This window comes from Streptosporangium minutum (assembly GCF_002149035.1).
Taxonomy (GTDB): Bacteria; Actinomycetota; Actinomycetes; order Streptosporangiales; family Streptosporangiaceae; genus Streptosporangium; species Streptosporangium minutum.
In genome coordinates, this window is the sequence record NZ_NGFP01000300.1 from 1 (window position 1) to 10,459 (window position 10,459).

Consider the following 10,459-nt stretch of genomic DNA (forward strand, 5'->3'; position numbering starts at 1 on the left):
CCCGTCGACCATGCCGATCCGACCAACCCGGCCGACCTGACCAACCCGGCTGACCCGGCCGCTCCGACCGATCCGGCCGATCCGACCAACCCGGCCGACCTGAGCGACCTGGCTGACCCTGCCGATCCGGCCGGCCCAGACGACCTGAGCGACCCGACGGACCCCGTTGACCCGGCCGATGAAACCGATCCGCCCGGCTCCACCGACTTGACCGCCCCCGCCGACTCCGCCGACCTCGCCGTCTCCACCGGCGGGGCCAGTGCCGCCCAAGTCCACGGCTGGGGGACGCCTGCCTGGTGTGCGGAGTTCGACGACCAGCTCGATCCGGCCGACTGGGTGATCTACGACTCGGCCGGGCACGACGGCCAGGGCCGCCGCTCTCCCGACCAGCTCTTCATCGGCAACGGATCCCTCTACCTGTACGGCCGCGCCGACGGCACCACGGCCGGGCTGGGCAGCAGGCACAGCCAGGTGTACGGGCGCTGGGAGACCCGCGTCCGCATGTACGAGGGGGCGGACTCCTACCACCCCATCGCCCTGCTGTGGCCGGACGGCGGCGGCGGGGGTGTGCACAGCGCCACCGGCGAGGAGATCGACTTCCTGGGGGTCATGGACCGTCCCGGCAGGTGGCGGGCGAACTTCTACCTGGAGACCCCTCAGGGGGAGGAGCAGTCCTACTCCGAGGCCGACATGACCACCTGGCACACCTACGCCGTGGAGAACGGCCCCGGCGGGGTCGTCGGCTATCTCGACGGCCGGGAGTGGTTCCGTTCGTCCAGGTCCACCCGGAGTCCGATGTCGGCCTGCCTGCAGTTGGACTGGTTCCCCGGTCACGGCAGTCCGGGAGAGGCCTGGATGGAGGTCGACTGGCTCCGCGTCTATCCGCTGGACTCCGGAGGCACGGCAGGCGGCACGGCAGGCGGCATGGGAGGTGGCGCGGGATGAGCGGTCTCGCCGGCCGCCCCGGCGGGCACGGGATGAACGATCTCGCCGGCGGGCACGGGTGAGCGGTCCCGGCCGCTTTGGCGGGCGCGGGATGAGCGGTCCCGTGCCCTGACGGGCATTCCTAGGCGCTCTGCAGCCCGGCGTAGACGCCGCGCAGCCGCATCAGTTCCTCGTGGGTGCCCACTTCCTCGATCCCGCCGTCGCGCATGACCACGATCCGGTCGGCGCCGCGGATGGTCGACAGCCGGTGGGCGACGACGAGGACCGTGCGCCCGGCGACCAGGCGGGCCAGCGCCTCCTGGATGAGCGCCTCCGACCGGTTGTCCAGGGCGGAAGTCGCCTCGTCCAGGATCAGCACGCGCGGGTCGCGGATCAGGGCGCGGGCGATGGCCAGGCGCTGCTTCTGACCGCCGGAGAGACGGGCCCCCCGCTCTCCCACGACCGTGTCGAGCCCGTCGGGCAGCCGGTCGATGAACTCCAGCGCGTTGGCGTCCCGGAGCGCCTGCCGTACCCGGTCCTCGGAGACGTCGGCCATGCCGTAGGTGACGTTCTCCCTGATGGTGCCCTCGAACAGGATGGACTCCTGCGGCACGACCGACAGGAACCTCCGGTAGGTGCGCATGTCCAGGGTCTCCATGTCACGGCCGTCGAGCAGGATCTGGCCGGAGGTGGGCCGCAGGAAGCCGATGACGAGGTTGAGCACGGTCGACTTGCCCGCGCCCGAGGGGCCTACCAGGGCGATCGTCTCACCGGGAACCGCCGTGAGGCTGAAGCCGGTGACCGCGGGGGCGTCGTCCTCACCGTGCTCGCCGTAGGCGAACTCGACGCCGCGGAACTCCACCTCGCCGCGGACGGACACGACCTCGTCCTTGCCGCTGTTGTGCTCCAGGTCGGGGGCCTGGAGCACCTCGCCGATCGACCGTACCGACGCCAGTCCCCTGCTGATCACCGGGGTCAGGCTGAGCAGGGAGGTGACCGCCGAGGTGAGGGTGGCGAAGAAGGTGGTCAGCATGACCACGTCACCGGCGGTGATGGGGATGACCTGGTAGTAGGCGACGAGCGCGGAGCCGGCCAGGAAGGCGACGCCGAGCGCGTTGAGCAGGATCCAGGCCAGCGCGCCGAAGCTGCCGTTGAGCAGGTCGAGCCGGAGACCCTTGCGCAGCACCCTGGTCAGGGTGCCGTCGACGCGGTGCAGCGCGTCCTGTTCCAGGCCGTGCGCGCGGGTGATCGGGATGAGGGTGGTCATCTCGCTGACGCGGGTGGAGAGCTTCTCGACCTCTCGGCGGAAGCTCTCGTTGTCCTCCCTCAACCTGGTCCGCATCCGCATCACCAGGAACGCCGCGGCGGGCACGACCACCAGGAAGACCGGGATCGCGGCGGGCACCCGCAGGGCGATCACCACCAGGCCGCCGGCCAGCATGGCGAATGCCGACAGGCCCATGTCGCCGGCCTGCTGGGTGGTCTGCTCCACGCTCTCGACGTCCCGGATGACCTTGGTCTGGAGCACGGCGGCGCTGACCCGGGAGTGGTAGCCGATGGAGAGCTGCTGCATCCGGCGGCAGAGCGCGGAGCGCAGGCCCATGCCCATCCGCCGGATGGCGCCGTGCAGGCAGCGGACGTAGAGCAGGTGGAAGGGGTAGTTGAGGAGGAGCAGGGTGAGCAGCACGGCCGTGTTGATCCACAGCCCGGTGATCGGGCGGTGGCCGACCACGATGTCGACGACGTTGGCGGTGATCAGCGGCAGCAGCCAGGTGGGACTGTGCTTGACCAGGAAGGCGAGGACCGCGACGAGCAGCTTGAGGCGGTCTTCCCGGAAGAGGTAGGCGAGTGTGCGGACGGGATGCTCGCCCCGGTAGCGATGATCGAGAGCGCCGACCACAGATCCCCCAAATCACGATAAATAACTATCTAATCTTCTCCTTCCGCGATTTCAACCATGTGACGGCCCCCGCACAAGGCACTCAGCGGACGTACGGCCGGGCCGCCCGCCCCTCCCGCAGGGTGCTCGCCCACCAGGTGAGCTGGTCGAGCATGACCTTGGCCGCGCCGTTGACGCCGTCCGGCTCGACCGGCCGGCCCGCCGCGTCGAAGTGCCCGTCCGCCTGGTGGAAGCTCACGGTGTCGCGCAGGGAGACCACGTGCAGCTCGGCGAAGACCAGGCGGAGCTGCTCCACCGCCCGCAGGCCTCCGGAGCGCCCGCCGTACGAGACGAAACCGACCGGCTTGGCCGCCCACTCGTGACGGACCGCGTCGATGGCCAGCTTCAGCGCGGCGGGGTAGCCGTGGTTGTACTCCGGAGTGATCACGACGAAACCGTCGGCGGCGTCGATCCTCGCGGCGAGCTCGCGGGCCTCGTCCCCGGTGTCGCCGGAGCGCGCGGGCTGGATCGGCGGCAACGCCGTCCGGCCCAGGGCGATCACGTCCACGGTCAGGTCGGCCCGTCGCGCGGTCTGCTCCAGGAACCAGCGCCCCACTGTCGCCCCGAGACCGTCCTCCCGGGTGCTTGCGATGATCACTGCGATGTCCAGCACGACGGCCTCCCTGACGGATCGGTCCCGGGCAGGCCGATCCACGACGGACCGATCCACGGCCGATCACTCTCCGGCGGGCCGATCGGATCGACGACCCACGATGACCACCGTGCAACCTCCAGTGCGCTTGAGGTCAAGCGGACCCGGCGCGGCGTGCCCGAGGTCAGGCGGCTCCGGCGGGCAGGCGCATCTCCAGGATCTGGCCGGGCCACTCCTCGACCTTGAAGGTCTCGGTCCTGGTGAAGCCCTGGCTCTCGTAGTACTTCACCAGCCGGCCGTCGTCGCCGGCGTAGCAGTCGACCCTGAGCAGCGAGACCCCCCGCTCCACCGCCTCGGCGCGGGCGCGTTCCAGGAGCGCGGAGCCGACGCCGCGGCCGTGGAACCGCTGGTCGATGACCAGCACCCGGACGTACAGCTCCGGCTCGGGGGCCGGGGTGACGTACTCCATCGCGGGCCCGAGGACCAGGCATCCGGCGGGCTCACCGTCGATCTCGGCGATGCGCATCCCGCCGGAGGCCGCCCAGGAGGTCACCCGCTCGACGCGGGCGGGAACGGCGGAGAACGGCTCGCTGCCCCACTGACCGGTACGGCCCTGCGCGGTCAGCCAGGCCACCGCGCTGTCGAACATCCCCAGAACCGCCGGAGCGTCATCGATCCCGCCATCTCTGATAATCATCGGCGGATCGTAACAGTGGCCCGGAAACGGACAGGCGCGCGGCGGCGAGGACCGCGCCGGCCGCCCCCTCCGGGGCGGTCCGATGAGCGGGAGCGTGCCGCGGGTTCTTTCCGCCCTTTGCGGGTTCTTATCCGCCCTTTATGGAGGATTAGTACACTCGGCGACGGCCGGAATCCGGCTCCTCAACCATGGGCGCACGCCCTGGCCCATCCCCCGGGAGTCACGTGAGCAGCGGGTTGACCGACGCACCCTCCAGGCCCGTGGAGCAGCGTTCCCCCCGGCGGCGCCGCAGGTGGCTGTGGTGGCTGGTGGCCGTCGTCACGGTCGTCGTGGTCGCGGTGGCGGCGACGGTGGGCGGGGTCTACGTCAAGCTGACCGGCAACGTCAAGCACGTCGACGTCACGCCGGAGGATCTGGGCCCCCGTCCGGCCAAGGTCGCCACCAAGGCGCTGAACGTCCTGGTCGTCGGATCGGACCAGCGCAGCGGCAAGAACGCCAAGTACGGCAGGTTCCCCGGCGAGCGGACCGACACGATCATGCTGGCGCACATCTCGCCGAAGCGGGACAACGCGATGGTCGTCAGCTTCCCCCGGGACTCGATGGTCCAACTCCCCGAGTGCCGGGCCAAGCAGGGGCTCCCCGGCCAGCGTCCGCACCTGGGCATGATCAACGAGTCGTTCAACTCCGGCGGGATCACCTGCACCTGGAAGACCGTCGAGTCGCTCACCGGCATCCACATCGACCACTTCGTGAAGGTCGACTTCACCGGTTTCAAGGGCATGGTCGACGCGGTCGGCGGCGTCGAGGTCTGCCTGCCCGAGCCGGTCCACGACAAGAAGGCCCTGCTGACCCTCCCCGCGGGCCGGCAGACGCTCAAGGGCGAGCAGGCCCTGGGCTACGTCAGGGCCCGCTACAGCCTGGGCGACGGCTCCGACATCGGGCGCATCCAGCGGCAGCAGATGTTCATCGCGTCCATGGTCAAGAAGGTGATGAGCGGCGAGACGCTCACCGACCCCGGGAAGCTGTTCGGCTTCCTCGACGCGGCCACCAAGTCGGTCACGACCGACCCCGGGCTCACCCCCCTCGTCATGAAGGACCTGGCGACCAGCGCCCAGGGCCTGGCCGCCGGGCAGATCCACTTCATCACCACCCCCTGGCGCTACTCGGTCGTCCACCCCGGCCGGGTGGAGTGGGTCGAGCCGCAGAGCAGGAAGCTGTTCCAGATCGTCGCCCAGGACAGGACGGTCACCGGCTCCGGGGTCAAGGGCGGCCAGTCCAAGGTGCCCCGGTCGAAGATCCAGGTCGAGGTGCGCAACGGGACCGGCCGTTCCGGCCTGGCCTCCCTGGTGGCCGTCCGGCTTGAGGAGCGGGGCTACCACATCGCCAAGATCGGCGACGCGGCGCGCAAGCCGTACCCGAAGACCACGATCGCCTACTCGCCCAACGGCGCGGCCGGGGCGCCGACCCTCACCCGTGACCTGCTCGTCTCCAGCGGCAGGCCCGTCCCCCGGGCGACCACGGCGCGGCTCGTCCTGACCATCGGCGACGACTGGAAGGGCCTCAAGCCGCTCCGCCAGGGGGACGCCGACGACCTCAACGGCTTCGACGCCACCCACGACTCCTGCGCGGGCGCCTGATCACCCCTTTTAAGTAGGGTTCGAGGCATGTTGCATGGAAGGGCCGCCGAGCAGGCCGTCATCGACCGGCTGCTGGCGGACTCCCGTGCGGGCCGGAGCGGCGCCCTGCTCGTCCGGGGTGAGCCGGGGATCGGCAAGACCGCTCTGCTGGACTACGCGGCCGCCGCCGCCGAGGACCTGCGGGTGATCCGCGGCACCGGGGTGGAGTCGGAGGCCGAGCTGCCGTTCGCCGGGCTGCACCTGCTGCTGCGGCCGGTGTTCGACCGGGTCGGGGCGCTGCCCGAGCAGCAGGAGCGGGCGCTGCGGGCCGCCTTCGGGCTGGCCTCCGTGGCGTCCGGGGACCGGTTGCTGGTCGGCCTGGCCGTGCTCTCCCTGCTGTCGGAGCTGGCCGAGGACGGCCCGCTGCTGGTGCTGGTGGACGACGCGCAGTGGCTGGACCGGGCCTCGACCGACGCGCTGCTGTTCGCCGCGCGGCGGCTGGACGCCGAGGGGGTCGCGCTGATCCTCGCCGCGCGGGAGCCCTTCACCGCGCCGGGGATGGCGGAGCTGCCGGTGAGGGGACTCGACGCCTCGGCCGCCGCGGCGTTGCTGGGCGCCGGCATCAGCCCGGTCGTGCGCTACCGCGTGCTGGCCGAGGCGCAGGGCAACCCGCTCGCGCTGATCGAGCTGCCCGCCGCGGCGCCCGCCGACGGTACGGCGCTGCCGCTCACCAGCCGGGTCCAGGAAGCCTTCCTGGGACAGGTCAGGCGGCTGCCCGAGGCGACGCAGGGCCTGCTGGCGGTGGCCGCGGCCGAGGACACCGGCGACCTGGGCGTCGTGCTGCGGGCCGCGGCCGGGTTCGGCGACTTCCTTGAGGACCTCCATCCGGCGGAGAGCGCCGACCTGGTCAGGGTCGGTGAGGGGACCGTGGCTTTCCGGCACCCCCTGGTCCGGGCCGCCGTCTACCAGGGGATCCCGCCCAGCCTGCGCCTGGCCGTGCACAAGGCGCTGGCCGCCGCGCTCGACGGCCCCGACGACGCCGACCGGCGCGCCTGGCACCTGGCCATGGCCGCGACCGGCCCGGACGAGGAGGTGGCCGCCGAGCTGGAACGGACCGCCGCGCGGGCGAGCGGCCGCAGCGGTTACGCCGCCGCGGCCAGCGCCTACGAGCGGGCGGCCCGGCTCAGCACGCGGCCCGGATCCCAGGCACGGCGGCTGACGCTGGCCGCGGAGACGGCGGCCTGGGCCGGCGAGCTGGACCGGGCCGGGACACTCGCCGACCAGGGCGGCCGCCGGCTCGCCGCGCTGACCGGGGAGGAGGGCGGCGCGGCCGGGGAGGCGACGCTCCGGGCACGGCTCACGCACGTGCGGGCGACCGCCGACTTTCTGCGCGGGTCGCTGCACGCCGCGCACGAGGCGCTGCTCGACGGCGCCGCGATGGCCGACGGCGCCAGGGCGGCGCGGATGCTGATGCAGGCGCTGCACGCCGCCTGGTACATCGGCACGCCCGAACTCGACCGCACCGGGGCCAGGCTGAGCGCCCTGGATCTCCCCGGCGACGACCCGCTCGCGCCGGTCATCGGGTTCGTCACGGCGCTCCTGTCCCGGCGGGAGGCCCCGCCGTCGCTGGCGGAGATGGTCGCCGAGGCCCGGCGGGCAGGGGCGGACGGCCCCCGTGACCTGGTCCAGGCCTGCGGGTTCGGGCTGGCGGCCGGGCAGGACGGGGAGGTCCGCGAGACCGCCGCGTCGCTGGTCGCCGAGGCCCGGTCACTGGGCAACATCGGGGCGCTGCCGACGCTGCTGTTCTTCCTCGCCGAGTCCGAGCTCTTCCAGGGRCGGCACCGGGACGCGCTGGCCGCCGCCACCGAAAGCCTGCGCATCGCGCGCGACACCGGGCAGCGGCAGTGGGCCAGCCAGATGAACAGCCTGCTGGCCTACCTCGCCGCGGTCGAGGGCGACGACGGGCGCTGCCACCGGCTGGTGGACGAGTCCCTCGCGGACGGCTCGGCGGGGACCCGGTGGGCGGTCTGGGCGCTGGGCCTGCTCGACCTCGGCCACGGCCGGGTCGAGGCCGCGCTCTCCCGGCTCGAACCCATGGCCGGCGGGCACCACGTGTCCGAGACGCGGTGCGTGCCCGATCTGGTGGAGGCGGCCGTACGGCTCGGCGTCCCGGAGCGCGCGGCCGGGGCCTTCGCACGCTACCGGGAGTGGGCCGGGTACACGCGGCAGCCGTGGGCCGAGGCCCTGGTGCTGCGCTGCCGGGCCCTGCTCGAAGACTCGGAGGAGCACTTCGCCGCGGCTTTGAAGATCGACGGAAGGCCATTCGAGCGGGCCAGGACCGAGCTGCTCTACGGCGAGTGGCTCCGCCGTACCCGCAGGAAGGCCGACGCGCGCGCCCATCTGCGCGCCGCGCTGGAGACCTTCGAGCGCCTGGAGGCCGCGCCGTGGGCGGACAGGACACGCGTGGAGCTGAGCGCCACCGGGTCCGCCGCGCCCGCCGCCCCCGCGCCCGGGCCGCTGGCCCGGCTCACGCCGCAGGAACTGCAGATCGTACGGCTGGCGGCGCAGGGCCTGTCGAACCGGGACATCGCGGCCCAGCTCTTCCTGAGCCCGCGCACGGTCGGCCACCACCTCTACAAGGCCTACCCCAAGCTCGGCGTCGCCTCCCGCGGCGAGCTCGGCACGCTTCCTCTTTCCGACTAAACGAACATAAGAGCATAGAAGCCCTTTGCATCCCAATAGATACTCTCCGCTTATAAGTGTGAAAGGGGATTTCTAGGGGGGAATGTGGCTTCAGCTCGATACCCACGCTCGATCCGGGGACGGGCGACGTGCACCGCACTTCTGATCTTCGCGGTGGTTCTGGGGATCGGGGCGCTCGCGACATCACTGGGTGTGCGCGCCAAGGTGCTGGACGAGACCACCCGCACCGCGGCCGTGGCGGCCCGGCAGACGTACGAGAGCGTCCGCAAGGGGCCGCCGACCGGCACGCTCCCGACGAGAAGGGTCGGTTACCTCCAGGTCGTCACCCCCGGAGGCCGCGTCGTCGCCTCCAGCCCGGAGGCGAGGGGACAGCCCGCGATCAGCGGCCTGTGGCCCGTCGACGGCGACAGCCGGGTGGATGGGACATCCTGCACGACATCCTCCGCGGGCGGGCAGGCGTGCTTCATCGTCGTGGGTTTCCAGGACAGCCGATCCCCCTACGGCAACGTCATGGTCTACGCGGCGGAGCCACAGCCCCCGCTGCTCGGCGGCCACATCCTGGAGATCGCGCTGGCCTTCTTCAGCCTCGCGCTGCTCACACTGCTCGGCTGGGGCACCTGGCGGATCGTCGGCCGGACCCTGGCCCCGGTGAAGCGGATCCGCGCCGAGATGGCCGAGATCACCGGCACCTCGAATCTCAGCCGCCGGATGACCGTTCCGGACGGGGAGGACGAGATGACGGAGCTCACCCATACCGTCAACGCGACCCTCGACCGGTTGGAGCAGGCCCTGGAGAACCAGCGCCGCTTCGCCTCCGACGCCTCCCACGAACTGCGCACCCCGCTGACCGGCCTGCGCACCAAGCTCGAACTCGCGCTCGCCGACCCCGAGGGCGACGATCCGTCGCAGACGATGCGGTCCGCGCTGGCCGACGCCGAGAGACTCCAGGCCATCGTGGACGACCTGCTCATGCTCGCCCGCCTCGACGCCGGGGTGCAGGACTCACCCGAGCAGATCAACCTCGCCGACCTCGTCACCACCGAGACGAAGCAGCGGCCGACCCGGCACGAGATCCTCATGCGCCTCAAGCCCGACGTGGTGGTCCAAGGCAACAGGCTCCAACTCGGCCGGCTGCTGACCAACCTGCTCGCCAACGCCGACCGGCACGCGGCCGACGAGGTCGAGGTCTACGTCGGCAGCGAGGGGGACGAGGCGGTGCTGGAGGTCACCGACGACGGGCTCGGCATCCCGCCGGACCAGCGGGAGCGGGTCTTCGAGAGGTTCACCCGCCTGGACTCCGCCCGCGGCCGTGACGCCGGGGGGACGGGGCTCGGGCTGCCCATCGCCAGGGACATCGCGGCGGCGCACCGGGGCAGGCTGTACGCGGCCGACAACACCAGCGGCCGCGGCGCCCGGCTGGTCCTCAGGCTGCCGCTGTCCACCACCGGCCCCATCTAGCTTCTACATCGGTCCGGCCCGTCTAGCTTCTACACCGGTCCAGCCCGCGCCGTTCCGGGGCTCGCGGCGCGGTGATTCCCGCGCGGCCCGTACGCCCTCCGTGGCCCTCGCCCCGCCTGTGGCCGCCCGCGCGCCGCCCGTGGCCGCCCTCGCACCTTCCTGCGGTCCTCACACCGTCTGCAGTCCTCACGCCGTCCTGGCGGTTCACGCGTCCTAGCCCTTACGCCGGACGTGGACCGTGTCGCCCACGCCGACCATGTGGAAGAGCCGCTCGGCGATGTGCTCCGGGATCCGGGCACACCCGGAGGCGGGGCGCAGCGGCGGGGTCGGGGACACTGACGGTGACGGAGGGAGCGGCGTCGGGGAGACCGGCGAGGTCGGGGAGACCGGCCGGACCTGATCGAACGGGGCGCTGCGGTAGAGCGGGTGGAGAGGATGGTCCGGCTGGAGCGGGCGGTCCGGGTGGTCCTGCCGGGCGAACCGGACCGGGCGGGCCGACTCCGTCGAGAGCACCGGCCGGTCAGGACGCC

8 protein-coding genes are annotated in these 10,459 nt (G+C 72.3%); 4 read left to right on the plus strand and 4 right to left on the minus strand.

The window, feature by feature from the left end:
- Positions 1-945: glycoside hydrolase family 16 protein (locus tag CA984_RS48930; RefSeq protein WP_133061904.1), on the plus strand; the 945-nt coding region annotated here is incomplete at its 5' end.
- Positions 946-1,066: 121 nt separating this feature from the next.
- Here CA984_RS48930 and CA984_RS38745 read toward each other — a convergent pair.
- The 3 genes from CA984_RS38745 to CA984_RS38755 all read right to left on the minus strand — a co-directional run bounded on the left by CA984_RS38745 (position 1,067) and on the right by CA984_RS38755 (position 4,152).
- The gene (locus tag CA984_RS38745) at positions 1,067-2,824 is read right to left on the minus strand and encodes an ABC transporter ATP-binding protein (RefSeq protein WP_086578359.1); all 1,758 of its coding nucleotides are present in this window, start codon (positions 2,822-2,824) and stop codon (positions 1,067-1,069) included.
- An 82-nt stretch (positions 2,825-2,906) separates the two neighbouring features.
- A complete protein-coding gene (locus CA984_RS38750) occupies positions 2,907-3,476 on the minus strand; it encodes an NADPH-dependent FMN reductase (protein ID WP_086578360.1) in 570 nt (189 codons plus the stop codon).
- Positions 3,477-3,639: 163 nt separating this feature from the next.
- Positions 3,640-4,152, minus strand: coding sequence for a GNAT family N-acetyltransferase (locus tag CA984_RS38755; RefSeq protein WP_086578361.1), 513 nt, complete (start codon positions 4,150-4,152; stop codon positions 3,640-3,642).
- Between the two features lie 224 nt (positions 4,153-4,376).
- Between CA984_RS38755 and CA984_RS38760 the strand changes: the two genes are divergently transcribed.
- The 3 genes from CA984_RS38760 (at position 4,377) to CA984_RS38770 (ending at position 9,929) form a co-directional block, all read left to right on the plus strand.
- Positions 4,377-5,789 carry an LCP family protein gene (locus tag CA984_RS38760; RefSeq protein WP_086578362.1) on the plus strand — a complete coding sequence of 471 codons (1,413 nt, stop codon included), beginning with the start codon at positions 4,377-4,379 and terminating at the stop codon, positions 5,787-5,789.
- A gap of 27 nt (positions 5,790-5,816) precedes the next feature.
- Positions 5,817-8,471 carry a helix-turn-helix transcriptional regulator gene (locus tag CA984_RS38765; protein WP_086578363.1) on the plus strand — a complete coding sequence of 885 codons (2,655 nt, stop codon included), beginning with the start codon at positions 5,817-5,819 and terminating at the stop codon, positions 8,469-8,471.
- Positions 8,472-8,624: 153 nt separating this feature from the next.
- On the plus strand, positions 8,625-9,929 hold the full coding sequence (locus CA984_RS38770) for a sensor histidine kinase (RefSeq protein WP_133061905.1): 1,305 nt from the start codon (positions 8,625-8,627) through the stop codon (positions 9,927-9,929).
- A 213-nt stretch (positions 9,930-10,142) separates the two neighbouring features.
- On the opposite strand, the gene CA984_RS46715 is transcribed toward CA984_RS38770, so the two are convergent.
- On the minus strand, positions 10,143-10,459 hold a 317-nt coding region (locus CA984_RS46715), incomplete at its 5' end, for a L,D-transpeptidase (protein ID WP_165781574.1).